The following is a 24,535-nucleotide window of genomic DNA, read 5'->3' as shown; positions in this document are numbered from 1 at the left end:
GACCGGCGCGACGCCGGTCCGAGCGCCAATCGAACCCCCGGTGGCCTGCCGTGTGGCCCCCGTCACGGCCGGTGCATCAGCCGGTGGTCACGTCCGCGTGCGACGCCAGCGTCGGGTCGTCGATGTCGAAGTAGCGCGGCCACTCCCGGCCGCACCCCATCCGGAACAGCCGTACCACCGGACGCCCCCGCGCCGAGCGGGCGTCCCGAACCAGGTCGGTGTGCACCTGCCGGGCCAGCGCCAGCCGCCGGCTCGCCGCGATCACCGCCGCGCACGCCGGGTCGTCCGGGTCCAGCCGCACCCCGCGCAACTGCCGGGTCAGGTCGTTCTCGGCCGCCTCGCGCTCCTCCGGAGCGGCGTCCAGCGCGATCCGGGCGGCGGCGTACAGCTCCACGCCGTACCGCTGCTCGGCCAGGACCGCGGCGGCGGCCGCGCGGCGCAGCAGGTGCGCGTCCAGCGCGCGGGCCGCCGAGTCCGCGCGGACCTGCAGCCGCTGCACGCGGCCGGAGGTCCAGATCAGGTACGCCGAGAGCAGCCCGAGCACCGCGACCGCGCCCACCACCCACCACATGCCCGGCATCGTAGTGCTGCTCCTCATCCCGGCCGGCCGGCGCTCGCACCGGCAGACGCGCTCGTCACAGCGGCCGCAGCGGCCACAGCGGTCAGCCCAGACCCGCCCACTCCTGGTCCATGACCCGGCCGTCGGTGGCCTCGATCGCGGCTGCGTATACCTCCAGAACGCGGCGGGCAACCACGGGCCAGTCGAAATTCGCCACCACCTGGTCGCCGCAGGCGGTCAGCCCGGCGCGGCGTCCGTCGTCGTCGAGCAGCTCGGACAGCGCGGCGCCCAGTGCGGTCGCGTCGCCGGTCGGGAACAGCCGCCCGGCCCGTCCGCCGTCGAGCACCCGGCGGAACGCGTCCAGGTCGCTGGCGACCACGGTGGTTCCGGCGGCCAGCGCCTCGGTGAGGATCATCCCGAAGGACTCCCCTCCGGTGTTCGGTGCGACGTAGAGGTGCACGCTGCGCAGCATGCGTGCCTTGTCCGCCTCGGAGACCAGGCCGAGGAACGTGACCCGGTCGCGCAGGCCGGCCGGGAACCGCCCGTACAGCTCGTCGGCGTCACCCGGCCCGGCGACCAGCAGACGCAGCCCGGGGCGGTGCGGCGCCAACGCGACGAACGCGTCCCGCAGGATCGGGAAGCCCTTGCGCGGCTCGGTGAAGCGGCCCAGGAACCCGAGCGTGCCGCCGGTGCCCGGGGCGCACTCCCCCGGCCAGCCCGGCAGCGGCGGCACCCCGGCGAACTTCGCCACCGCCACCCCGTTCGGGATCTCCACCGCGCCGCCGTCCATGTGCTCGACCTGCACCTTGCGGGCCAGGGCGCTGACCGCGATCCGGGCGGTGATCCGCTCCAGCACGATCTGGAGCACGCCCTGCGCGGCCGACAGCACCCGGGAACGGGTCATCGCGGTGTGGAACGTGGCCACCACCGGGCCGCGGGCGCAGAGCACCGCCAGCATCGACAGGCTCGGCGTGAGCGGCTCGTGCACGTGCAGCACGTCGAAGTCGCCGCGGGTGATCCAGCGCCGCACCCGGGCGGTGGAGACCGGGCCGAACGCGATCCGGGCCACCGACCCGTTGTACGGCAGCGGCACCGCCCGGCCGGCCGACACCACGTACGGCGGCAGCGCCGAGTCCTCGTCGGCGGGCGCCAGGACGCTCACCTCGTGGCCGAGCCCGAGCAGCGCCTCGGCCAGGTCCATGACGTGGTTCTGCACGCCGCCCGGCACGTCGAACGAGTACGGGCACACGATGCCGATACGCACTGCGCCCCCCCTAGACCGTCCCGGTGGTGGCCGGTGGCCGCGGCGACGTGGGCGTACCGTCCCGGTCCTGGTCCAGCCACATCCGCTGCAACATGTGCCAGTCTTGCGGATGCCGGGCGATGCCCGCCGCCAGACCGTCGGCAATCCGCTGCGTCACCGCGCGTACCCGCTCGTCGAGCGGGGCGCCGTCCGGGTCCGGCAGCGGCAGCGGGCCGTCGATGGACGCGCACGCCGCGTCCGGTTCGTACCACATCGAGGCCACGTAGAGCGGGGCGCCGGTGCGGATGGCCAGCAGCGCCGGGCCGGCCGGCGTCCGGGTCCGGCCGCCGAAGAAGTCCACCTCCACGCCCCGGGCGGACAGGTCCCGGTCGGCGAGCAGGGGCACCACGTAACCGGCACGCAGCCGGTCCACCAGCACGTCGAACGCGGGACGCGGGCCACCGCGGTTGGGCAGGATCTCCATCCCCAGCCCCTCCCGGAACCCGACGAACCGCTCGTAGACGCCGTCCGGGAGCCGCTCCGCCACCGTGGTCATCGGCCAGCCGGTAGCAGCCACCCAGGCGCCCGCGGCGTCCCAGTTGCCGGCATGCGGCAGCGCCACCACGGCGCCCCGGCCGGCCGCCACGTCGGCGGCGAGCAGTTCCTGCCCGTCCAGGCGGAATCCGGCGAGGATCTCGGCCCGGCTCAGGCCAGGCAGCCGGAACGCCTCCATCCAGTACCGGGCGTACGAGCGCAAGCCCTCACGCACCAGCACGTCCAGCTCCGCGTCGGGCAGCTCCGGGCCGACCACCCGGCGCAGGTTGGCGCGCAGTCGACGCGTACCCCCGCCGTCCTTGCGGTGGGCGCGGTCGGCGCCCGCCCGGAAGGCCGCGGCCGCGACGGGCCGGGGCAGCGCGCGGATCAGGCGCCAGCCCGCGACGAAGCCCGCCTCGGTGAGATTCACTCGACGCCGACCCGCTGGGCCTGGCGGTACACGTGGGCCATCCGCTGCCCCACGGTGAAGATCGAGACGGCGGCGAGCAGCCAGAGGGCGATCTCCAGCGCGGGACGCACGCCGACGCCGGTGAGCAGGCCGCCGACGCCGACGATGAGCAGCCGCTCGGTGCGCTCGGCGATGCCCACGTTGCAGGTCATCCCGAGCCCCTCGGCGCGGGCCTTGACGTAGGAGACCAGACCACCGGCGGCCAGGCAGATCAGCGCCGCCGCCACGCCCGAGTAGTCGTGCTCGGTGGCCAGCCAGTACGCGACCGCGCCGAACACCGCACTGTCGGCGATCCGGTCCATGCTCGAGTCGAGGAACGCCCCGAACCGGGTGGACCCGCCGCTCATCCGCGCCATCGTGCCGTCGAGCAGGTCGGTGAGAGCGAAGACCGTGACGATCAGCGCGCCGGCGACCAGATGGCCGCGCGCGCCGAAGCCGAGCGCGCCGACGAGCACGCCGGCGGTTCCGGTCACGGTGACCGCATTGGGGGACACGCCCGCACGCAGCAGCGCGCGGGCGACCGGCTCCACGACGCGGGTCATGCCCGCGCGGGCCGTCACTTGGAAGATCTTCGCCATGGCGGTCCCACGATAACGGCCCGCAACCGCCGGGGACACAGCCGGGCGTACGACCCGCCCGGCGGCCCTTGTGCGGGCACCCGCGCGGGTGTGAGATCGAGCCAGGAGGTGAGCCAGTTCACCGGATCACCGGTCCGCGTTCCCGTCCAGCAGGAGATCACCGGAAGATATCGCCGCAGCGCCCGTCCCGGGTCCGCTCCCCCGTCGCCCGCGGCGGTCGCCACCACCACCGGTTGAGGGAGGTGCGCCGCGATGGCGCAGAAGAACGAGAAGGGTGTCACCGGCGGCGCGCCGGTGGTGACCGAGCCCGGCAGGGTTCGCAACGTGGTGCTCGTCGGGCACTCCGGTGCCGGAAAGACGACGCTCGTCGAGGCGCTGCTGGCCGCCAGCGGCACGATCGGCCGGGCCGGCGCCGTCACCGAGGGCACCACCGTCTGCGACCACGACCCCGCCGCCGTACGCCAGCAGCGCTCGGTGAGCCTGGCCTGCGCCCCGCTGACGCACCGCGACGTCAAGGTCAACCTGCTGGACACCCCGGGGTACGGCGACTTCGTCGGCGAGCTGCGCGCCGGGCTGCGCGCCGCCGACGCGGCCCTGTTCGTGGTCTCCGCCGTCGACGGCATGGACGCCGCCACCGCCGCCCTCTGGGAGGAGTGCGCCGCCGTCGACATGCCCCGGGCCGTGGCGGTCTCCCGGTTGGACCACCCGCGCGCCGACTTCGACGAGGCGGTCGCGCTGTGCCAGCGGGTCTTCGGCGACAACGTGCTGCCGCTCTACCTGCCCATGCTCGGCGACGACGGCGAGTCGGTGGCCGGGCTGATGGGGCTGATCACCCGCCGGGTGTACGACTACTCCGACGGGCTGCCGGCGGCGGTGCGTGAGCCGGACCCGGAGCACCTGCCGGCCATCCAGGAGTCCCGCAACGAGCTGATCGAGGGGATCATCGCGGAGAGCGAGGACGAGACCCTGATGGACCGCTACCTCGGCGGCGAGGAGATCGACCCCGAGGTGCTCATCACCGACCTGGAGACCGCCGTCGCCCGAGGCCACTTCTACCCCGTGGTGCCCGTGTGCGCGGAGACCGGCGTCGGCCTGGACGCGCTGCTCGACGGCCTGGTCGCGGCGTTCCCGTCGCCGCTGGAGCACGACCTGCCCGCGGTCACCGGCGTGGACCGCTCGCCTCGCCCGCCGCTGACCTGCGACCCGGACGGCCCGCTCGTCGCCGAGGTGGTCAAGACGACAGTCGACAGGCACGTGGGGCGGGTCTCGCTGGTGCGCGTCTTCTCCGGCACGCTCCGCCCCGACCAGGTGATCCACGTGTCGGGTCACGGCATGGCCGAGCGCGGCCACCCGGACCACGACGCCGACGAGCGGGTCGGCCACGTCTACAGCCCGCTGGGCGCGACGCTGCGCGAGGTGGCCGCCTGCGTCGCCGGTGACCTGTGCGCGATCACCAAGTCGGGCAGCGCGGAGACCGGCGACACCATCTCGGCCAAGGACGACCCGCTGCTGATCGCGCCCTGGGAGATGCCCGAGCCGCTGCTGCCGGTGGCGATCACGGCGCGCAGCCGGGCCGACGAGGACGCGCTGGCCCGCAACCTGTCCCGGCTGGTCGCCGGCGACCCGACGCTACGGCTCGAACGCAACCCGGAGACCCACCAGCTCGTGCTCTGGTGCATGGGCGAGGCACACGCCGACGTGGTGCTCGACCGGCTGCGCGGCGGCGGCGTCGAGCTGGACACCGAGCCGGTCCGGGTGCCGCTGCGCGAGACGTTCACCGCCGCCGCGCGCGGGCACGGCCGGCACGTCAAGCAGTCCGGCGGCCACGGCCAGTACGCGGTCTGCGACATCGAGGTGGAACCGCTGCCCCGGGGCGCCGGCTTCGAGTTCGTCGACCGGGTGGTCGGCGGCGCCGTCCCGCACAACTACATCCCGTCGGTGGAGAAGGGCGTCCGGGCGCAGATGGAGCGCGGTCTGGTCGCCGGCTACCCGGTGGTGGACCTGCGGGTCACGCTGGTCGACGGCAAGGCGCACAGCGTCGACTCCTCCGACGCGGCGTTCCAGACCGCCGGCGCGCTGGCGCTGCGCGAGGCCGCCGAGAAGGGCCAGCCGGCACTGCTGGAGCCGGTCGACGAGATCACCGTACGGGTGCCCGACTCGTCGGTCGGCGCGGTGATGGGCGACCTGTCCGGGCGGCGCGGCCGGGTGCTCGGCACCGAGCCGGACCCGGACGCCGAGGGTCGGACGCTGGTCCGCGCCGAGGTGCCCGCGACCGAGTTGCTGCGGTACGCCGTCGAGCTGCGCTCGATGACGGCCGGCACCGGCACGTTCCGCCGCGAGTTCGCCCGCCACGAGCCCATGCCGGCCCACCTGGCCGACCAGGCCCGCAAGGAGTCCACCACCCGCTGACCCCGCGATCTTGCACTTACCGCCCCCCCAAATGGGGCGTTTCCGGCAACCGAGGGGCGGTAAGTGCAAGATCGACGCCGACGAGGGCGGGGTCGGGTCAGGACTGCGCAGATCCTGGTAGGAAGTGGGTCAGGGGCGGACGGCGGGGACCGGGGGCATCGGCCAGTGGGGGCGGTCGGCGTCGCGGAGGGCGGCCGAGCGTACCGCCGCCAACTGCCGCTCCACCTCGGCGAACTGGTCCGGCGCGAGCGGGCCCCGAGCCAGCGCGGCCGCGTTCTCCTCGACCTGGGCGACGGTACGGGCACCGGGGATCGGCACGGCCCGGTCGCTGCGCGCCCAGATCCACCCGATCGCCCCCTGCGCGAGGGTGCGCCCGTCGGCGGTCAGCGCGTCGCGGACGGCGGCGACCCGGCGCAGCCACTCCGGGGCGGGCCGGCCGCTGCGGAACCACTCCAGCCAGGTCGGCCCGAGTCCGCGTACGTCGTCGCGGGGCAGCGTGGACTCCGGCGTGTACTTGCCGGTGAGCAGTCCCATCCCGAGCGGCCCTCGGGCCAGGCCGGCGAGGTCGTGCTTGTCGCAGGCGTCGAGCATGGCCGGGGCGTCCCGCAGCACCGACAGCGCGTGCTGCACGGCGGCGGCACCGCGGGCGACCTGCGCGAACGCGGCGGCCCGGTCGGCCCGGTCGGTGCTCCACCCGTACGACCGGATCAGGCCGGCGCCGACCAGGTCGTCGAGCGTGCCGATGAGTGCCTCGGCCCGGGGCAGCGGCAGGTCGCCCAGGTGCAGCTGATAGAGGTCGATGCGGTCGGTGCCCAGCCGGCGCAGCGAGTCGGTCACCGCCCGGCGTAGGTAGTGCGGTGAGGCGTTCTCGCCGGTGGCCTGCCGGGTGCGCTCGTCGAACGTGTAGCCGAACTTCGTCGCGATCACCGCCTCGTCGCGCCGGCCGGCCAGCGCCCGCCCCAGCACCCGCTCGCCGTGCCCGGCGCCGTACGTGTCGGCGGTGTCGAACAACGTGACGCCCAGGTCGAGCGCGCGGCGGATCGCGCGTACCGACTCGTGGTCGTCGACCCGGCCCCAGCCCAGCGGGCGGGCGCCCTCGGCCCACGGGCCGCCGATCGCCCAGCACCCCATGCCGAGGGCGCTCACCTCGATGCCGCTGCGCCCCAACTGTCGCTTGTCGACTGCCACCGCCGCATCCTGTCATCTCCCCGGCGACCGCGGGCCGGTTCGTGGCCGAAGAGTCCGGCCGCGATCACGCCGCGTGACGCCAGGCGGCGAACAGTCGCGGTGAACGCGATATGCCTGAGAGTCACGAATATGCCTCTGAGGCATATCGGTGCGAGGCGTCCCTTCGATCCGGCCTCCGACGCAGAAGGCCGCCCGGCGAGCCGTCAGCGGGCGTAGGCCAGCAGCACCGGCTCGTCCTGGCCCGACCAGGTGCCGGTGAGCCCGCCGGAGCCCGGCACCTCGGCCGGCACGGGCCGCCGGACCACCGCCAGCTCGACGTCCCCGACCCGGACCACCGTCACGCCGCCGTCACCCGAGCCGGTCGAAACCGGACCGGTCGGCACCGGGCGGCCGGTACGGCTGCCGGTCAGCCTCATGCTCGCCGGGCGCACCTCGCGCTTCCCGTCGACCTCGAAGTACTCCTCGGCCTGCCCGGCGTCGGCGAGCACGGCGGCGGCCAGCAGCGGTGGGTACACCGGGTCGCCGCAGGCGTCGTACACCCAGCGGCGGCCGAGCACCGAGTGCTCGACGAGGCCCACGAAGAAGTCGTCCGCCCCGGCCAGCGGCGCGCCCCGGTAGGTCAGCGGCACCTGGAGCACCGGGCCGTCACCGGCGCGCACGAGCAGCGTCTCGACGCCCACCTCGCCGGCCGGGTCGTCGAACCGGTACGCCGCGACCCGGCTGACCTCCGCGCCCGCCTCGCCGGCGAACCAGGACCGGCCGGGCAGCCAGGGTACGAGCAACTCCAGTTTCGAGGGGCGCAGTTCCGCGCGGTGCAGGAGAGCCATGCGCAAGATCGTACTGTCGGGGCGGGCCCCCGTCAGGCCGCCGCCCACGCCTTGGCGAGCAGTTCCCGGGTGTCGGCGAGCAGTTGTGGCAGCACCTTGGTCCGGCCGATCACCGGCATGAAGTTGGCGTCGCCGCCCCAGCGCGGCACCACGTGCTGGTGCAGGTGCGCGGCGATGCCCGCGCCGGCCACGCCGCCCTGGTTCATGCCCAGGTTGAAGCCGTGCGCGCTGGAGACGTGCCGGACCACCCGCATGGCGGCCTTGGTGAACGCGGCCAGCTCGACCGTCTCCGGCTCGTCCAGCTCGGTGTAGTCGGCCACGTGCCGGTAGGGGCAGACGAGCAGGTGCCCGGGGTTGTACGGGTAGAGGTTGAGCACCGCGAACACGTGCTCGCCCCGGGCCACCACCAGGGACTCCTCCGGCGGCAGGCCGGGCGCGAGGCAGAACGGGCAGCCGGCCGGCTTCTCGTATCCGCCCTCGGGCCGGTCCTCGCCGGAGATGTAGGTCATCCGGTGCGGCGTCCAGAGCCGGTCCAGCCCGTCCGCCAGACCGTTGTCGCCGCCGTACCCGGTGTCCCGCTCCGCCCCTGTCACACAGGCGATCCTACGATCCGGCCCGCTCGGCGGCAGGACCGGCGTTGGTACGCGACTCCACCACCTCGCGGACGTGCGCGACCGCCTCGTCGATCGGCACGCCGTTGCGCTGCGAGCCGTCCCGGTAGCGGAACGAGACGGTGCCGGCGGCCACGTCGTCGTCCCCGGCGATCACCATGAACGGGATCTTCTGCTGCTGCGCGTTGCGGATCTTCTTCTGCATCCGGTCGTCGCCCAGGTCCACCTCGGCCCGGACGCCGTGCCGGCGCAGCGTCGCGGCGAAGTCGACCAGGTAGTCGCCGTGCTCCTCGCGGATCGGGATGCCGACCACCTGCACCGGCGCCAGCCAGGCCGGGAACGCGCCCGCGTAGTGCTCGGTGAGCACGCCGATGAACCGCTCGATCGACCCGAACTTGGCGCAGTGGATCATCACCGGCTGCTGCCGGGTGCCGTCGGCGGCCTGGTACTCCAGCCCGAAGCCCTTCGGCTGGTTGAAGTCGTACTGGATGGTCGACATCTGCCAGGTGCGGCCGATCGCGTCCTTGGCCTGCACGGAGATCTTCGGGCCGTAGAACGCCGCGCCGCCCGGGTCCGGCACCAGCTCAAGGCCGGTCTCCAGCGCGCACTGCTCCAGCACGGCGGTGGCGGTCGCCCAGTCGGAGTCGGAGCCGACGAACTTGTCCGGCTTCGACTCGTCGCGGGTCGACAGCTCCAGGTAGAAGTCGTCGATGCCGAAGTCGCGCAGCAGGCTGAGCACGAAGCCGAGCAGGTGCTTGATCTCGGCCGGCGCCTGCTCCTTCGTGCAGTAGGAGTGCGAGTCGTCCTGGGTGAAGCCGCGCACCCGGGTCAGGCCGTGGATCACGCCCGACTTCTCGTACCGGTAGACCGACCCGAACTCGAACAGCCGCAGCGGCAACTGCCGGTAGGACCGCCCGCGCGACCGGTAGATCAGGTTGTGCATCGGGCAGTTCATGGCCTTGAGGTAGTAGTCGCTGCCCTCCATCTCCATCGGCGGGAACATCGTGTCCTTGTAGTAGGGCAGGTGTCCCGAGGTGTGGAAGAGACCTTCCTTGGAGATGTGCGGCGTGCCGACGTAGTCGAAGCCCTCCTCGATGTGGCGCGCCCGGACGTAGTCCTCCATCACCCGCTTGAGCACGCCGCCCTTGGGGTGGAAGACCGGCAGGCCGGACCCGATCTCGTCGGGGAAGCTGAACAGGTCGAGGTCCGCGCCGAGTTTGCGGTGGTCGCGGCGGGCGGCCTCCTCCAACAGCTTCAGGTACGCCTTGAGCTCGTCCCGGGTCGGCCACGCGGTGCCGTACACGCGCTGCAGCTGCGGGTTCTTCTCCGACCCGCGCCAGTACGCGGCGGCCGAGCGCATCAGCTTGAACGCGCCGATCAGCCGGGTGTTCGGCAGGTGCGGGCCCCGGCACAGGTCCGACCAGCAGACCTTGTCCTCGTTCGCGGCGAGGTTGTCGTAGATGGTCAGCTCGCCGCCGCCCACCTCCATCACCTCGGAGGAGTCCAGCCCTTCCCCCTTGACCTCGATCAGCTCCAGCTTGTACGGCTCGGCGGCCAGTTCGGACCGCGCCTCGTCCAGGTCGGCGAACCGGCGGCGGCGGAACCGCTGGCCGGACTTGACGATCTCCTGCATGCGCTTCTCGAGCTTGGTCAGGTCGTCCGGCTGGAACGGCTTGTCCACGCCGAAGTCGTAGTAGAAGCCGTTCTCGATCGGCGGGCCGATGCCGAGCTTGGCGTCCGGGAAGACGTCCTGCACGGCCTGGGCCAGCACGTGGGCGGTGGAGTGGCGCAGCACGTTCAGCCCGTCCGGGCTGTCCAGCGTGACCGGCTCGACCGCGACCTCCTCGGCCGGGCGCCAGTCCAGGTCGCGCAGCTGGCCCTGCGGATCGCGGACCACCACGATCGCCTTCGGCCCGCTCATCGGCAGGCCGGCCGCGGCCACCGCGTCGGCCGCCGTGGTCCCGGCGGCGACGACGACGGGGTCGGCCACGACGGGGGTACGGGGTGCGGACACGGTGACTCCTGTCGTCGACGGTACGGAAGGGCCGGTGACCGGCCCCTGCGATGCTATCGGTCGCCCGGACCCGGACCGCCGCCGACGCCGGTGCCCGCCTCCGGCGAGTTCCCTGCCGGGTTGAACCTTTTCGCCCCGCCGCCCGAACTACCAGGTGGGGCCGGAGCCGGTACCGGCCCCAGCCGAGAAGGATGGGGACGACCATGAGGATGACCCGTCAGGGCCGGTGGGCGGCGGCGCTGCTGGCGGCGGTACTCGCCGGGGCGGTGGGCTGGCCCGCCGCGGCGAACGCGGCCGGGGTGACCGTCACGACCTCGCCCGCCCAGGTACGCCAGGGCGACGCGATCGAACTGTCCGTGCTGGTGCCGGCGGACAGGCCCGGCACCCGGACCACCCGGATCGAGCTGACCATGCCCGCGGACGCCCCGATCGGCGAGGTGTACCCGCTGTCGGTGCCGGACTGGGCGCCCACCATCACCACCCGCACGCTCGACCAGCCGGTCCCCGGCATGCACGCGGCCGAACTGAACCAGGTGACCCACGCGGTGAGCTGGCTGCGGATGCCCGGCACCGGCACCGGGGCGGCCCGGCTGCCGCTGGGCATGGGACCGATGCCCGCCACCGACCGGCTCACGTTCACCGTGACGCAGACGTACGACGACGGCACTGTGGTCCGGTGGGCGGACCCGGCGGGTGGCCCGCACCCCGCGCCGACGGTCGACCTGCTGCCGCCGCTGCCGGGCACCGTGACGCACGACGGCGCTTCCGGAGCGGGCGGCGCCGGGCACGGCGGGCACGGCGCGCCGGGCGCACCCGGCGGGGCGCAGGGCGGCGCGCAGGGCGGCACGGCACCGGCGGCCGGGGCTGCCGACGACGGGCCGAGCGCGGACCTGCTGCTCGGCGGCGGCCTGCTCGCCGGGCTGGCCGGTGGCGCGGCGATCGGCTGGCTGCTCAGTCGCCGCCGGCGCGACACCATGACCCTGCCGCCCGACGGCAGCCCTACCCCGGACGACAGCCTTTCCCCCGACGCGCCCGCCGCCACCGAGCGTCCGGACGCGGACAACCGCTCCGACTCCCCCGAGCGTGCCCCCGCTCCCGCCGCCGACACCCCGGCACCCGACTCGTCCCGCAGCAGGCCCGCACCCGATTCGCCCCACGGCGGCTCGGAACCGCATTCGTCCAGCGGAGACCCGGCACCGGATTCCCCGGATTCGAGGAGCGCCGCGGACCCCCTCGGCGAGCCCGTCCCCGCTGGTGGTGCACGCCGGAGCGCATGATCGACTCCACTTCGCCGAGGTGGCTGCATCCCACCCCCGCCGACCCCGCCACCTCCCCGAGCTGGCGCGTGCCGGTCGAAACGAACGGAAGTACGGGCGGTCAGGCGGGGGCGGTCAGCCAGCCGGGGAGCGGCTCGCGGGCGGTCAGCCAGCTCTCCGGCACGCCGCCCGGCGCGCCCACCCCGGTGTACGCGGCCACGATCCCGCCCACGATCGCGGCTGTGGTGTCCACGTCGCCGCCCGCCTCGACGCAGACGCGGATCGCGGCGGGGTAGTCGTGCAGCAGTGTGGCGGCGACCCAGAGCGTGAACGGCACGGTGTCCTGCGCGGTGACCCGGGAGCCGTTGCCGAGCGCGTCGGCCGCCGCGGCGGCGGAGTGACCGAGCAGCGCGGCGGCCCGGCGTACCCCGCGGTGCACCTCGCCGACCGGGTCGAGCGTCCCGGCGACGGCGGTGAGCAGCCGGGCCGGGTCGGGCCGGCCGCCGTCGAGGCGGGCGCGGGCGGCGAGCGAGGCGGCCACCGCGACTGCTACCGCACCCGCGACGCCCTCCGGGTGGGCGTGTGTCACCTCGGCGGAGGCGCGGGCCTGCTCGGCGGCGCGGCGGGTGGAGTCGGCGTGCCAGGCGCCGAGCGGCGCGACGCGCATCGCGGCACCGTTGCCGCAGGAGCCCTGCCCGTCGAACGCGGACGCGGCGGCCACCGGCCAGGGCGTGCCGGTGCGGATCAGCCGCAGCACCGTCACCGCGCCCGGCCCGTACCCCCGGTACGGCTCGCAGCGCTGCGCGAACGCCAGCGCCAGCCGGTCCCGGTCGATGCGGCCGCCGGCGGCCAGCTCGGCCACCACCGAGCACGCCATCTCGGTGTCGTCGGTCCACTCCCAGGGCGGTTCGGGCAGCCGCCCTGCGGCGAGGTCGTCCGGGTGCCGGCCGGGGACGAAGAACTGGGAGCCGAGGGCGTCGCCCACCGACAGGCCGGCGAGCGCGTCGCGGGCGAGCGTGAGGCGGGTGTCGGGGAAGAGCGTGAACGTCATCGCCGTCCCAGCTTGCCCGGTTGGCCGGACCGCCGCAACGCGACCGGCTTGCCACGCCGAGTACGGTGCTGACGTGGCAACCGTCCTGCTGGTCGAAGACGACCACGTCGTGCGCGGCGCCATGCTGCGGTCGCTGACCGATCGGGGGCACGCGGTACACGCCGTCGGCACCGCGCTGGACGCGCTGCGCCGGGTCGCCGCGGAGACGCCGGACCTGGTGGTGCTCGACCTCGGTCTGCCCGACCTGGACGGCTCGGACGCGCTGCGCATGCTGCGCGGCATCACCGACGTGCCGATCATCATCGCCACCGCCCGGGACGACGAGCAGTCGGTGGTGCGGCTGCTGCGCGCCGGCGCGGACGACTACATGGTCAAGCCGTTCACCGGGGCGCACCTGGACGCCCGGATCACCACTGTGCTGCGCCGGGCCGGCCGGGCCAGCCGTACCGTCGCGCCGGCCGTGCACACGGTCGGCGGCCTGCGCGTCGACGTGGGCGAGCGCAGCGCGGTGCTGGACGGGGAGGCGCTGGCGCTGACCCGTAAGGAATTCGACCTGCTGGCGTATCTCGCCGCGCGTCCCGGCCGGGTAGTGTCCCGGCGGGAACTCTTGGAGGAGGTATGGCGGCAGCCATCGGTCGGCGAGGACCAGACCATCGACGTTCACCTGTACTGGCTCCGCCGCAAAATGGGCGAGTCCGCGGCGAAGCCGCGTTACCTGCGCACCGTGCGGGGGGTCGGCTTCCGGCTGGTGGCGCCGGACTGAGGTTCAGCCTCGCCGGGCTCACCGCGGGGCTGTGCGGCCTGATCGCGCTCGCCTTCCTCATCCCGCTCGGGCTGACCCTCGCCGACCGGACCCGGGAGGCGGAGCTGGCCGACGCCGCCCGCCGGGCCGCGCTGGTGACCGGCGCGCTCGCGGTCAGCACCGACACCGCGACGATCGAACGGGCGGTGGCCGCCGCGGCCGGTGACGATCCGGCCATGCGCCCGGTCGTGCACGGCATCGGCGCGGACGAGTCCGCCGGTCGCGCCGACCCGCGGGTGCTCGCCGAGGCGGCCGCGCGGCGGCAGTCGGTGGTGACCGAGGTGGACGGCGGGGTGCTGCGGCTGGACCCGGTGGTGCTCGGTGACCGGGTCGCCGTGGTGGAGGTGTTCGTCCCCGACGAAGTGCTCGACTCCGGGGGCGGCGGGCGGTGGCTGCTGCTGTTCGCGATCGGCCTGGCGCTTGTCGGCGCGGCGGTCGCCGTGGTCGACCGGGTGGCGGCACGGGCCGTGGACGCCACCGGCGATCTGGTCAAGGCGGCGCTCGCGGTGGGCGACGGCGAGCTGGGGGTACGGGTCGAGCCGACCGGCCCGCGTGAGCTGGCCGAGGCCGGGCACGCGTTCAACCGGATGACGGAACGGCTGGTGGCGCTGCGTGCCGACGAGCACGAGCTGGTCGCCGACCTGTCGCACCGGCTGCGTACGCCGCTGACCGCGCTGCGGCTGGACGCCGAGGCGCTGGAGTCCGACGACACGAGCATCGGCACGTTCAGCGAGGCGGAGCTGGACCGGCGACGCGGCATCCGGCGGATCCGGCAGGCGATCGTCACGCTGGAGGGCGAGGTCGACCAGCTCATCAAGACGACCCGCAAGGCGGTCGCCCAGGAGTCGGCGCCGGCGTCGTGCGACGTGAGCGAGGTGGTCCGGGACCGGATGGTCTTCTGGTCGGCGCTGGCCGGGGACCAGAACCGGCCGCACCGGGTGGTCGGGGCGCAGTTCCGCATCCCGGCGCCGGTGCCCCGCGCCGAACTGGCCGCCGCGCTGGACGCGGTGATCGGCAACGTGTTCCGGTACACGCCGCAGGGCACCGCGTTCGAGGTGGCGGTGAGCCGCCGGGACGGCTGGGTGGCGATCCGCATCGACGACGCCGGGCCGGGCATCGCCGACCCGGACCGGGCGCTGCGCCGGGGTGAGAGCGACAAGGGCTCGACCGGGCTCGGGCTGGACATCGCCAAGCGGGTCGCGTTGCAGGCGAACGGTTCGGTGAGCATCGACCGGGCCCGGCTCGGCGGGGCGAGCGTGGTGATGCTGCTGGCCGACCCGGACGCGGCACCCCGGCAGGTGAACCGGTTCGGGCTGGTCGGGCGGATGGCCCGGGAGGCCCGTGAGCCGCGTGCCGGGCGGCGCTGGCCGCGCCCGCGCTGACCCGTGGCTGTGTACGGGCGCAAGTTCTCCTTAAAGGTGGTTTAACGACGGCCGGAAAACCGGCGTGAACTGCCAGGATCGCTGACAGAACCCATCAGTTCCGTCGGCCGGGACGCCCCGTAAGACCTTCCGGCCGACGGATCATGCGCGCGGCGGGAGTCCGGTCCCCCCACACCTCGCTCCCGTCGCGCGCGCTCTCCCGTCGATCCCGGGCGCGAGGTGACCGTCATGCCACCGGCCGTCAGTCGTCTGCTCCGCTGGGCCGCCGTCATCGGCCTGGGCATCGCGCTCACACTCGCGGTCTGGCAGGACCCGGTGCTCGCGCACGGGCCCGTCCGGCCCGCGCCCGCCGCTCCCGGTCCCACCGTCGCGCTCACCGTGCTCGCGCTGTCCGCGATGCTGCTGACCGCGCGGCGCCGGCCGCCCCGGGGATCCCGGCGGCCGGCACCGGTACGGCCGCTCAGCGTGCCGCGCTCCCCAGGTACGCGTCGATCTCGGCGGTGATCCGGGCCTGCTCGGCCGGCGTCAGGAACGCGGCGGCCACGGCGTCGCGGGCCAGCGCGGCGACCCCGTCGGGGCCGAGCCGCAGCAGCCGGGCGGCCACCGCGTACTCGTCGTTGAGCGTGGTGCCGAACATCGGCGGGTCGTCGGAGTTGATGCTGACCGGCACGCCGGCCTCGACGATCCGGGGCAGCGGGTGCGCGTCCAGGCTGGGCACGGCCCGGGTGCGCACGTTCGACGTCGGGGAGATCTCCAGCGGGATCCGCCGCTCGGCGAGGTAGGTCAGCAGCGCCGGGTCCTGCGCGGCGGAGATGCCGTGGCCGATCCGCTCGGCGCCCAGCTCGCGCAGCGCGTCCCAGATCGTCTCCGGGCCGGTGGTCTCGCCGGCGTGCGGCACCGAGCGCAGCCCGGCGGCCCGCGCCTGGTCGAACCAGGGCTTGAACTGCGGCCGGGGCACCCCGATCTCGGGGCCACCGAGGCCGAAGCTGACCAGCCCGTCGGGTCGTTCGTCGAGCGCGATCCGCAGCGTCTGCTCGGCGGCGGGCAGGCCGGCCTCGCCGGGGATGTCGAAGCACCAGCGCAACGCGATGCCGAAGTCGGCCTCGGCGCGCTTACGGGCGTCCTCGATCGCCTCGCAGAACGCCGGCGCCGGGATGCCGCGGTTGACGTGCGAGTACGGCGTGACGGTCAGCTCGGCGTAGCGGACCTGCTGGCGGGCCAGTTCCCGGGCGACCTCGTGGGTGAGCAGCCAGACGTCGTCGGCGTCGCGGATGAGGTCCACCACGCTGAGGTAGACCTCGATGAAGTGGGCGAAGTCGCGGAACGCGAAGTAGTCGGCGAGCGCCTCCGGGTCGGCCGGGACGGGGCTGCGCCCCTCGTGCCGGGCGGCCAGCTCGGCGACGATCCGGGGCGAGGCCGAGCCGACGTGGTGCACGTGCAGCTCCACCTTTGGCAGTCCGGCGATGAAGGTGGGCAGGTCGGTCACGAGTTCTCCTCTGCGCGGGTGCCGGTGCGGGCCACCATGAAGATCCGGCGGAACGGGAAGTACACCTGACCCTGCCGCACCGGGTACGCCTGCGCGAGCCGTACCCCCAGCTCGGCGCGGAAGGCGGCCCAGCCGGCGGCGTCCAGCGCGGCGCGGACCGGGCGCAGCGCGGTGCCCTCCATCCAGGCCAGCACCGGGTGGTCGGCGCCGGTGGCGGGCAGCAGATGCACGTACGTAGTCTCCCAGGCGTCGACCGCGCAACCCGCGTCGGTCAGCAGCGTGGCGTACCCGACCGGCTCGTCGACGGGGGCCTCGCGCAGCTTGCCGGCGAGCGCGTCGCGCCACCGGTCCTGCGCGGCGACGGAGCGCAGCAGCCGGTGTGACGGCGCGTCGAAGTTGCCGGGTACCTGGAACGCCATCCAGGCGCCGGTGGGCAGCGCCGCCGCCCAGCGGCGGAGCAGGTCGCGGTGTTCCGGCACCCACTGGAGCACGGCGTTGCCGACCAGCACGTCCACCTCGGGCTCCGGCCGCCAGTCGCGGACGTCGGCGACCGCGTAGCCGACCGGTCCGCCCTCGGCGGCCGCCCGGGCGATCATCTCCGGGGAGGAGTCCAGGCCGGTGATCCGGCTGCCGGGCCAGCGGGCGGCGAGCGTGGCGGTGAGGGTGCCGGGGCCGCAGCCGAGGTCGACCACGGCGCGCGGGTGCTCGGCGCCGACGCGGGCCAGCAGGTCGTGGAACGGCCGGGAGCGCTCGTCGCCGTAGCGCAGGTAGGTGCGCGGGTCCCACATGGCAGCCTCCAAACCGTACGTACGTCTTGTTAGACGGTACGGCCCGGCGCGCGCCACGGCAAGCCGCTCACTAGGCTCGACCGGATGGAACAGCGCAGCTTCGACCGGCTCGGCCGGCACGTCGGCATCATCGGACTCGGCGCGTGGCAGCTCGGCGCGGACTGGGGCGAGGTCAGCGAGGACGCGGCGCTCGCCGTCCTGGCCGCCGCCGTCGACGCCGGCGTCACCTTCCTGGACACCGCCGACGTGTACGGCGACGGCCGCAGCGAGGCCCTGATCGGCCGGTTCCTGCGCTCCCGCCCCGGGCACGGGCTCACCGTCGCCACCAAGATGGGCCGCCGGGTGGAGCAGACGCCGGAGGCGTACACCCTGGACAACTTCCGGGCCTGGACCGACAGGTCCCGGGCCAACCTCGGCGTCGACACGCTCGACCTGGTGCAGCTGCACTGCCCGCCCACCGCCGTCTTCGCCGACGACCGGGTCTTCGACGCCCTCGACACGCTCGTCGCCGAGGGCCGCGTGGCCGGGTACGGCGTCAGCGTGGAGACCTGCGACCAGGCGCTCACCGCCATCGCCCGGCCCGGTGTGGCGAGCGTGCAGATCATCCTCAACGCGGTCCGGCACAAGCCGCTGGAGCGGGTGCTGCCCGCCGCCGCTGCCGCCGGGGTCGGGATCATCGCCCGGGTGCCGCTGGCCAGCGGCCTGCTCTCCGGGCGGTACGACGAGAACACCACCTTCCCGGCGAACGACCACCGCACGTTCAACCGGCACGGCGAGTCGTTCGACGTCGGCGAGACGTTCTCCGGTGTGGACTACGACAGCGGCCTGGAGGCGGTACGCCGGCTCGCGCCGCTGGTCGGCGACGACCGCACGATGGCGCAGTTCGCGCTGCGCTGGATCCTCGACCAGCCCGGCGTGACTGTGGTGATCCCCGGCGCCCGCTCCCCCGAGCAGGCACGGCGCAACGCCGAGGCGGCCGGGCAGCCGGCATTGACCGAGGTGGAGCTGGCCGCGGTGCGGGCCACCTACGACGAGCTGATCCGCCCGCAGGTGCACGACCGGTGGTGAACCGGCCGCGCGGCGCGGCGTCGCCGGGCGCCGGCGGCGGGCATGCTGGAGCGGGACTGTCGTCGGAGGGGGAACGATGAGGGGTTGGTTCCGGCTCACAGTGGGGCTGCTCGCCGTGGTGATCGGCGCGTTGTGGACGGTGCTCGGCCTCGGCTACGTCGAGGGCAGCGTCATGAGCGACAAGCGGATCTGGGCGATGGTCGGCCCGGTGCTGGTCCTGTTCGGACTGGCCGGGCTCTGGTGGGGCATGCGGGCGCGGCGCCGCTGAGGCGCGGCAAGGCGAAGCCCCGCCTCCCGTACGGGATGCGGGGCTTCCGGCACCGGCCGGCGCGGCCGGTGCGGTCAGCTCAGATGGGGCGGACCTGCTCGGCCTGCGGACCCTTCTGACCCTGGGCGATCTCGAACTCCACCCGCTGGTTCTCCTCCAGCGTGCGGTAGCCGCTGGTCTGGATGGCCGAGAAGTGGACGAACACGTCAGCACCCCCGCCGTCGACGGTGATGAAGCCGAAGCCCTTGTCAGCGTTGAACCACTTCACGGTTCCCTGCGCCATGTGTATCTCCTTCTAAAACTGGCGGCCGAGCACGCCGTGCGGCCGATTGGCCGTTTTCGAGCAGCGGTGCCTGAGGCGGCCCCCAATGCAGGAGACTTCTCTCAACCCACGCGTCTCTCAACAGCGTGAGAAAGCAAACCACGTACGCAAAAACTTCGCACAGCCTAGCGGACGAAATTCTCCGACATGTGACCTGAAGGTCGCGCGGACGGCGCTGCGCGGCCCCGCCGGAGCCATGCGAAAGGCCCCCTCCCCGCGCTCGGGAAAGGGGCCTTTCCGGCCTTTTCGTCAGTCCGGCCAGCGACCTGTCAGCCGGCGTACGCCCACCGCTCCGCCCCTGTCGACGGCGGCCCGCACCACCGAGAAGATGGCCCCCTGCAGGGCCGCGGCGGCGAGCACCTCGCCCCAGCGGCGGTCCTCGTCGGTGGCGCTCGGCGCCTCGCCGTCGCCCGCCGTCACCTTCCAGACCTGGCGGAAGATCGCCCCGGCGACGGCACCGGCGGCCAGGCCGAGCAGCACCCCCACCGGCTTGTACGCCGCCTTGCCGATCCTGCCGCTCACCTGCGCCTCCCTCGGACGATCACCAGCACCACCGCGGTCACCAGCGCGCCGGCCGCGATGGCCGCCCACGGCAACGGGTTGCGCCCGACCGCCTCACCCTTCTCGTACGCCTGCGCCCGGACCAGCCGGGCGCGCTGGGCCGCCCGCCCGCGCACCCGGGCCGCGGTCAGCGACGCCTGCTCGCGCATCCGCGCCTTCGCCTGCTCAGCCGAGTGCCGCACCAGCGCCTTCGGATCGGCCCTGGCCGCGAGCAGCTCCATCGTCTCACCGAGCTCCACCCGGGTCCGGCGGATCTCCTCCCGGAGCGCCGCCACGTCCCCGGTCCCGTTACCGGTCATGCCCGCCTCCCGTCCTTCACCGCGGCGGTGACCGTGTCGACGTCAGCCCGCACGCTGCGGACCGCCGCCTCAGGCACCGGCGGGACGGCACGGCTGACCTGCTTCTTGCCCACCAGAGCCAGGATCCCGGCGAGCAGGAACAGCGCCACCGCCACGATCAGGGCGGCCAGCCACGCCGGCATGACAAGCGCCAGCAGCAGGATCACGGTGGCGACCAGGGCGCCGGCTCCGTAGAGCGCCATCACCCCGCCGCCGCCGAACAGACCGATCCCGATTCCGGCGTGCTTGCCCTTCTGGGTCAGCTCCGCGCGGGCCAGGGCCAGCTCGTCCCGCACCAGGCGGGTGACCTGCTCGGTGGCGCGCTGTACCAGTTCGGCGGTGGACGGCTCGCTCCCGGTCCGCGACGTGCTGCGACTCGCGACGTCAGCCATGCTGTCCTCCTTTCGTCATCACCGCGCTGTATGCCCGGAGTCGCCGCCCGTCAATCCTGCGCGGAGCAGCCGGTCCGCCCGGCCGCGCGCCGCCGGAATCCGGTGCCGGGCACCGGATCCGGGGCGTGCGCACCACGTCCCCCGCAACCGCCCGGCCAAACCCGTCCGGCCGGAAAGCCGCCCGTACGCGCCGAACCCCCGGCGCCGTGGGCGGCCGGGGGCTCCGATCGGGGTACGGGTCAGCGACGCGCCTCGGCGTGCTCCTCCCGGCCCACGAACACCTCGCTGCGCGCCTCGCCGTCGTCGCTGCCGCCGAAGACACGCGCGTCGTCGGGCGCCTCGGTGCCGGTCGGGCGGCGTACCGGGCGGCGCGGCTGCACCGCCTGCCAGGGCAGCAGGCCGTTGACCTCGCCGACCTCGGCGCGCAGCCGGGGCAGGGCGGTCGGGCGCTGGTCGCGTACCCAGGTCACCAGGTGCTCGCGGACCAGGCACCGCAGGTCCCACAGGCTGCCCGCGTCGGCGGCGCTGACCAGCGCGCGGACCTTGACCATGCCGCCGGTCGCGTCGGTCACCTGGAGCACGCAGACCCGGCCGTCCCACAGCTCGGTGCCCTCACACAGGCGGCGCAGTTCCTCCCGCATCGCCTGCACCGGGACGGCCCAGTCCAGCTCGAACTCGGCCGTGCCGAGCACCGCCGCCTCGGTCCGGGTCCAGTTCTGGAACGGCCGGCTGGTGAAGTACGAGGTGGGCAGGATCAGCCGGCGGTCGTCCCAGATCTGCACCACCACGTAGCTGAGCGTCAGCTCCTCGATCCGGCCCCACTCCCCCTCGACCACCACCACGTCGTCCAGGCGTACCGCGTCGCTGAACGCGAGCTGGAGACCGGCGAAGACGTTGGCGAGCAGGCTCTGCGCGGCCAGCGCGGCGACCGCGGCGATCACACCGGCGGAGGTCAGCACACCGGCGCCGACGCCGCGTACGGCCGGGAACGTCATCAGCATCACGCCGACCGTGAGGATCACGATCACCGCGATGGTGAGCCGGCGCAGCAGCACCACCTGCGTGCGCACCCGGCGGGCGTGCCTGTTGTTCGGCACGTCGACCCGGAACCGGGCCAGCGCGGTGTCCTCCGCCACGACCAGCAGCGAGGCCACCAGCCAGGCGGTGGCGGCGATCGTCGCGAGCACCAGCGTGTGCAGGACGAACTGCCGCCACGGGCTGCCGACCGCGTACGCGGTGGTGAACCGGACCGCGAACTGCACCGCGGCCACGGTGAGGGCGAGCTGGAACGCGCGGTGCGCGTGCTCGGTCAGCTCGGTCATCAGCAGCGAGCGGCGGCCGAGGCGGCGGATGACGCGGTGCACCACCTGGGCCAGCACCAACGCGATCGCCGCCGCGGCGAGCGCGGCGGCGACTGTCACGACGTAACTCTGCACGAACTCTCTCTCCCTCCGACCGGGCGGGAATCGGGCAAAGGCCCAATGGTGCCCGGCGGCCCGGGTATCGACCAGGATCAGACCTTGCGGTACCGGGACTGGAAGAAGCAGTAGACACCGAACGCGGCGATGCCGAGCGCCATGAGCGCCAGCAGCCACGGCCCGTACGACTGGTCGCGCAGCGTCCGCAGGGCGGCGTCCAGGCCACGCGCCTTCTCCGGGTCGTAGTTCACCGCGGCGACGACGACAAGCACGCCGGCGATGGCGAAGACGGCGCCCCGGGAGGCGTAGCCGGCCATGCCGAGACGACGGGTGAGCTGGCGGGTCTTCGGGCTCATCTCGCCGGTCTTGAGGTTGCGCTCGAACTTCTTCTTCAGGCCGTAGATCACCATGCCGACGCCGAGCGCGGCGAGCGCGAGCCCGGCCAGCCCGACCAGCCACCGGCCGCCGTCGGAGGCCATCAGCTTCTCGGAGAGCTGCTGCTGCTGGTCCGAGGCGTTGGAGCTGGCGTCCTGGAAGACCTTGATCGCGGTCCAGCCCAGCCAGACGAAGACGACGACCCGGACCGCCGAGGCGATCCGTTCGAACAGTCGTTCCTTGCCGGTCCTGGAGACGTGGCCGGAGATCGCCTCGAACGCCTGCCAGATCGCCATGGCGAACAGGCCGACCGCGACCGCGATCAGGAGGAACTTCCCGAGCGGCTGTTCACCGAGGGTGCGCAGCGCGCCGTTCTGGTTTCCCTCCTCGCCCGAGTTCCCGAAGGCGATCTGCAGCGCCAGCCAGGCGAAGAGGAGGTGCACCACCCCGTATCCGATGAATCCGGCACGGGTCAACAGTTCGAGCCACCGGCTGTTTCGAGCCTGTGCGGCGGTGGCTCCGGCATTCCGGGTGAGAGACATGAGCCCTCAATCTCCCGGCGGGCGATTTTCCAAACGTCGCCGCCCGCCGGGACGGCCGAAACGGATCAGCCGGCGAGGTCGCGGGCGACCCGCAGCACCACCTGCTGGTCGGTGACGCTGTCCAGGCTGACCTGGAAGCCGGCCACCTCGGTGGCCTGCTGACCCACGGTGAGCGAGAGCTGTTCCCCGGCGACCTCGACGGTCACCTGGTCGTCCTGGGCGCCGATCAGCTTCGCCTCGACGCCGAGGATCCGGGCGCTGGCCTCCACGCCACGGTCGAAGGTGATCGTGCAGGCGTCGAGGCCGCAGTCGGTCTCGGCGCCCTCGGAGCTGCATCCGGCGAGCAGTGCGGCGCCGAGGGCGAGACCGGCGAGCAGACCGGCGGCGCGACGGGCGGGGGCGGAGGTGGCGCGTCGGATCGTCACCCGTCCAAGGATAGGCGGCGAACGCCACGGCGCCCTCGCGGGCGGGCGCGGGACGGCCACGCCGGGCGGGGCGTCCGGGGTGCGCGCTAGGGTGCCGGAATGGCTTTCGACGTCGCCCGGGTCCGGGCCGCCTACCCTGCCCTGAGCGAGGGATTCGCCCACTTCGACGGCGCCGGGGGCACCCAGACCGCCGCCGCCGTCGTCGAGGCGGTGGCCGGGGCGATGCGCGCCGCGACGGGCAACCGCAGCACCGCCTTCCTGCCCGGCCGCCGGGCGCTGGACCTGGTCGCCGGGGCGCGGGCGGCGGTCGCCGACCTGCTCGGCGCGCAGCCGTCGGGCGTGGTGCTCGGGCCGAGCGCGACAGCGCTGACGTACACGCTGGCCCGGACGCTCGGCGCCGGCTGGCGTCCGGGCGACGAGGTGGTCGTCTCCCGGCTGGACCACGACGCGAACGTCCGCCCGTGGGTGCAGGCCGCGCAGGCGTCCGGCGCCACGGTGCGCTGGGCAGAGTTCGACCCGACGACCGGTGAGCTGCCCGCCGGCCAGTACGCCGACCTGGTCACCGAGCGGACCCGGCTGGTCGCGGTGACCGCCGGCAGCAACGCGATCGGCACCGTGCCGGACGTGGCGGCGATCGCCAAGACCGCGCACGCCGCCGGCGCACTGGTGTGCGTGGACGGCGTGCACTCGGTGCCGCACGGCCCGACCGATGCGGCCTCGCTCGGCGCGGACTTCCTGGTGACCAGCGCGTACAAGTGGTCCGGGCCGCACCTGGCGGCGATGGTCGCCGACCCGGCGCGGTGGCAGGCGCTACGCCCGGCGAAGCTCGTGCCCTCCGCCGACGCGGTGCCGGACCGGTTCGAGTACGGCACGCCGAGCTTCCCGCTGCTGGCCGGGGTGACCGCCGCGGTGGACCACCTGGCCGGCCTGGATCCGGCCGCGACCGGCGACCGGCGGGAGCGGGTACGCGCCGGGCTGGCCGCCGCGCAGGCGCACGAGGAGGCGGTCTTCGACCGGCTGCTCGCCGGGCTCGCCGACCGCCCGTTCGTGACCGTGTACGGCGCACCGGCCCGGCGCTGCCCGACGGTGTCGTTCCGGGTCGCCGGCCTGACCCCGGCGCAGACCGCGGCGGCGCTGGGTGAGGCAGGCCTGTGCCTGTCGCACGGCGACTACTACGCCTACGAGTACTTCGAGGGCATGGGCCTGCGGAGCAGCGGCGGGGCCGTGCGGGCGAGCGTCTACCACTACAACACCGTCGACGAGGTGGACCGGCTGCTGGTCGAACTGGACCGGCTGGCCGGGCCCGGAGGGAGAATGATCCGGTGAGCTTTCTGGTCGAGGAGAACACCGCCGAGCGCCGTTTCGAGATCCTGGTGGACGACGCGCTGGCCGGGTTCACCGCGTACACGCCGCGCGGAGAGACGCTGGTGTTCACGCACACCGAGGTCGACGACCGGTTCCAGGGTCAGGGCGTCGGGGCCGCGCTGGTCCGGGGCGCGCTGGACCAGGTCCGCACCCGGGGCGGCCGGATCGTGCCGCAGTGCCCGTTCGTGGCCTCGTTCATCGAGCGCCACCCGGAGTACGCCGACCTGGTGGCCGACAAGCCGTGAGGCCCGGCCCGGCCGGGGG

The 24,535-nt window shown here is 74.2% G+C and carries 27 protein-coding genes; 9 read left to right on the top strand and 18 right to left on the bottom strand.

From position 1 onward, the window contains the following. Positions 1-76 precede the first annotated feature (76 nt). From O7611_RS08730 to pgsA, 4 genes are all read right to left on the bottom strand, one after another. On the bottom strand, positions 77-580 hold the full coding sequence (locus tag O7611_RS08730; protein WP_269696541.1) for a hypothetical protein: 504 nt from the start codon (positions 578-580) through the stop codon (positions 77-79). 82 nt (positions 581-662) lie between these two features. Beyond that, positions 663-1,823 carry a glycosyltransferase family 4 protein gene (locus O7611_RS08725; RefSeq protein ID WP_194802928.1) on the bottom strand — a complete coding sequence of 387 codons (1,161 nt, stop codon included), beginning with the start codon at positions 1,821-1,823 and terminating at the stop codon, positions 663-665. A gap of 10 nt (positions 1,824-1,833) precedes the next feature. Further along, positions 1,834-2,766, bottom strand: coding sequence for a phosphatidylinositol mannoside acyltransferase (locus O7611_RS08720; RefSeq protein WP_269696540.1), 933 nt, complete (start codon positions 2,764-2,766; stop codon positions 1,834-1,836). Further along, positions 2,763-3,383, bottom strand: coding sequence for a phosphatidylinositol phosphate synthase (gene pgsA, locus O7611_RS08715; RefSeq protein ID WP_194802930.1), 621 nt, complete (start codon positions 3,381-3,383; stop codon positions 2,763-2,765). The genes O7611_RS08720 and pgsA overlap by 4 nt, the downstream gene beginning before the upstream one ends. A 252-nt stretch (positions 3,384-3,635) precedes the next feature. Between pgsA and O7611_RS08710 the strand changes: the two genes are divergently transcribed. Next, on the top strand, positions 3,636-5,792 hold the full coding sequence (locus O7611_RS08710; protein WP_269696539.1) for an elongation factor G-like protein EF-G2: 2,157 nt from the start codon (positions 3,636-3,638) through the stop codon (positions 5,790-5,792). Positions 5,793-5,921: 129 nt separating this feature from the next. On the opposite strand, the gene O7611_RS08705 is transcribed toward O7611_RS08710, so the two are convergent. The 4 genes from O7611_RS08705 to thrS all read right to left on the bottom strand — a co-directional run bounded on the left by O7611_RS08705 (position 5,922) and on the right by thrS (position 10,432). Further along, positions 5,922-6,980 carry an aldo/keto reductase gene (locus tag O7611_RS08705; protein WP_194801031.1) on the bottom strand — a complete coding sequence of 353 codons (1,059 nt, stop codon included), beginning with the start codon at positions 6,978-6,980 and terminating at the stop codon, positions 5,922-5,924. Positions 6,981-7,183: 203 nt separating this feature from the next. Continuing rightward, on the bottom strand, positions 7,184-7,807 hold the full coding sequence (locus tag O7611_RS08700) for a CG0192-related protein (RefSeq protein WP_194801030.1): 624 nt from the start codon (positions 7,805-7,807) through the stop codon (positions 7,184-7,186). 32 nt (positions 7,808-7,839) lie between these two features. Beyond that, complete coding sequence (locus O7611_RS08695; RefSeq protein WP_410054887.1) at positions 7,840-8,400, bottom strand: HIT family protein; 561 nt, start codon at positions 8,398-8,400, stop codon at positions 7,840-7,842. 10 nt (positions 8,401-8,410) lie between these two features. Continuing rightward, a complete protein-coding gene (gene thrS, locus O7611_RS08690; protein ID WP_194801029.1) occupies positions 8,411-10,432 on the bottom strand; it encodes a threonine--tRNA ligase in 2,022 nt (673 codons plus the stop codon). Positions 10,433-10,635: 203 nt separating this feature from the next. Between thrS and O7611_RS08685 the strand changes: the two genes are divergently transcribed. Next, positions 10,636-11,709, top strand: a complete 1,074-nt coding sequence (locus tag O7611_RS08685) for a YcnI family protein (protein ID WP_228532084.1) — start codon at positions 10,636-10,638, stop codon at positions 11,707-11,709. Between the two features lie 100 nt (positions 11,710-11,809). Here the strand turns inward: O7611_RS08685 and O7611_RS08680 are convergent, their stop codons facing one another. Further along, complete coding sequence (locus O7611_RS08680) at positions 11,810-12,739, bottom strand: ADP-ribosylglycohydrolase family protein (protein ID WP_269696538.1); 930 nt, start codon at positions 12,737-12,739, stop codon at positions 11,810-11,812. Between the two features lie 73 nt (positions 12,740-12,812). Between O7611_RS08680 and O7611_RS08675 the strand changes: the two genes are divergently transcribed. From O7611_RS08675 to O7611_RS08665, 3 genes are all read left to right on the top strand, one after another. Beyond that, positions 12,813-13,502: a response regulator transcription factor gene (locus O7611_RS08675; RefSeq protein WP_013285422.1), complete on the top strand. Its 690-nt coding sequence runs from the start codon at positions 12,813-12,815 to the stop codon at positions 13,500-13,502. Between the two features lie 29 nt (positions 13,503-13,531). Then, positions 13,532-14,923, top strand: coding sequence for a HAMP domain-containing sensor histidine kinase (locus O7611_RS08670; RefSeq protein ID WP_194801054.1), 1,392 nt, complete (start codon positions 13,532-13,534; stop codon positions 14,921-14,923). Between the two features lie 228 nt (positions 14,924-15,151). Further along, positions 15,152-15,427, top strand: a complete 276-nt coding sequence (locus tag O7611_RS08665; protein ID WP_135239358.1) for a hypothetical protein — start codon at positions 15,152-15,154, stop codon at positions 15,425-15,427. On the opposite strand, the gene O7611_RS08660 is transcribed toward O7611_RS08665, so the two are convergent. Both O7611_RS08660 and O7611_RS08655 read right to left on the bottom strand, forming a co-directional pair. Then, positions 15,384-16,409 carry an adenosine deaminase gene (locus O7611_RS08660; RefSeq protein ID WP_194801027.1) on the bottom strand — a complete coding sequence of 342 codons (1,026 nt, stop codon included), beginning with the start codon at positions 16,407-16,409 and terminating at the stop codon, positions 15,384-15,386. The two genes, O7611_RS08665 and O7611_RS08660, sit on opposite strands and share 44 nt — an antisense overlap. After that, positions 16,406-17,197 carry a trans-aconitate 2-methyltransferase gene (locus O7611_RS08655; protein WP_194801026.1) on the bottom strand — a complete coding sequence of 264 codons (792 nt, stop codon included), beginning with the start codon at positions 17,195-17,197 and terminating at the stop codon, positions 16,406-16,408. The genes O7611_RS08660 and O7611_RS08655 overlap by 4 nt, the downstream gene beginning before the upstream one ends. 84 nt (positions 17,198-17,281) lie before the next feature. On the opposite strand from O7611_RS08655, the gene O7611_RS08650 reads away from it, so the two are divergent. Together O7611_RS08650 and O7611_RS08645 are read left to right on the top strand one after the other, a co-directional pair. Beyond that, on the top strand, positions 17,282-18,265 hold the full coding sequence (locus tag O7611_RS08650; RefSeq protein ID WP_194801025.1) for an aldo/keto reductase: 984 nt from the start codon (positions 17,282-17,284) through the stop codon (positions 18,263-18,265). A 76-nt stretch (positions 18,266-18,341) separates the two neighbouring features. Continuing rightward, positions 18,342-18,533 (top strand): hypothetical protein, encoded by a 192-nt coding sequence (locus O7611_RS08645; RefSeq protein ID WP_194801024.1) that lies wholly within the window; start codon positions 18,342-18,344, stop codon positions 18,531-18,533. 79 nt (positions 18,534-18,612) lie between these two features. On the opposite strand, the gene O7611_RS08640 is transcribed toward O7611_RS08645, so the two are convergent. The 7 genes from O7611_RS08640 to O7611_RS08610 form a co-directional block, all read right to left on the bottom strand. After that, complete coding sequence (locus O7611_RS08640) at positions 18,613-18,816, bottom strand: cold-shock protein (RefSeq protein WP_007075740.1); 204 nt, start codon at positions 18,814-18,816, stop codon at positions 18,613-18,615. Between the two features lie 288 nt (positions 18,817-19,104). Continuing rightward, entirely contained in the window at positions 19,105-19,377 is a 273-nt protein-coding gene (locus tag O7611_RS08635) for a DUF4235 domain-containing protein (protein WP_194801023.1), read from the bottom strand. Then, complete coding sequence (locus O7611_RS08630) at positions 19,374-19,715, bottom strand: DUF3618 domain-containing protein (protein ID WP_194801022.1); 342 nt, start codon at positions 19,713-19,715, stop codon at positions 19,374-19,376. Before O7611_RS08630 ends, O7611_RS08635 begins: the two co-directional genes overlap by 4 nt. After that, a complete protein-coding gene (locus O7611_RS08625) occupies positions 19,712-20,146 on the bottom strand; it encodes a phage holin family protein (protein WP_013474843.1) in 435 nt (144 codons plus the stop codon). The genes O7611_RS08630 and O7611_RS08625 overlap by 4 nt, the downstream gene beginning before the upstream one ends. A 239-nt stretch (positions 20,147-20,385) precedes the next feature. Next, positions 20,386-21,582, bottom strand: a complete 1,197-nt coding sequence (locus tag O7611_RS08620) for a mechanosensitive ion channel family protein (RefSeq protein WP_194801021.1) — start codon at positions 21,580-21,582, stop codon at positions 20,386-20,388. Positions 21,583-21,659: 77 nt separating this feature from the next. Beyond that, positions 21,660-22,481 carry a DUF1206 domain-containing protein gene (locus tag O7611_RS08615; protein WP_194801020.1) on the bottom strand — a complete coding sequence of 274 codons (822 nt, stop codon included), beginning with the start codon at positions 22,479-22,481 and terminating at the stop codon, positions 21,660-21,662. 65 nt (positions 22,482-22,546) lie between these two features. Beyond that, positions 22,547-22,906 carry a hypothetical protein gene (locus O7611_RS08610; RefSeq protein ID WP_194801019.1) on the bottom strand — a complete coding sequence of 120 codons (360 nt, stop codon included), beginning with the start codon at positions 22,904-22,906 and terminating at the stop codon, positions 22,547-22,549. Positions 22,907-23,005: 99 nt separating this feature from the next. Between O7611_RS08610 and O7611_RS08605 the strand changes: the two genes are divergently transcribed. Both O7611_RS08605 and O7611_RS08600 read left to right on the top strand, forming a co-directional pair. Further along, positions 23,006-24,232, top strand: a complete 1,227-nt coding sequence (locus O7611_RS08605) for a cysteine desulfurase-like protein (protein ID WP_194801018.1) — start codon at positions 23,006-23,008, stop codon at positions 24,230-24,232. Beyond that, a complete protein-coding gene (locus O7611_RS08600) occupies positions 24,229-24,516 on the top strand; it encodes a GNAT family N-acetyltransferase (RefSeq protein ID WP_194801017.1) in 288 nt (95 codons plus the stop codon). Before O7611_RS08605 ends, O7611_RS08600 begins: the two co-directional genes overlap by 4 nt. The last annotated feature ends 19 nt before the right edge of the window (positions 24,517-24,535 follow it).

The organism is Micromonospora sp. WMMC273, assembly GCF_027460285.1.
Classification (GTDB): domain Bacteria; phylum Actinomycetota; class Actinomycetes; order Mycobacteriales; family Micromonosporaceae; genus Micromonospora; species Micromonospora aurantiaca.
Note: the sequence above shows the minus strand (reverse complement) of the source record. Positions and strands in the feature narration are given on the sequence as shown.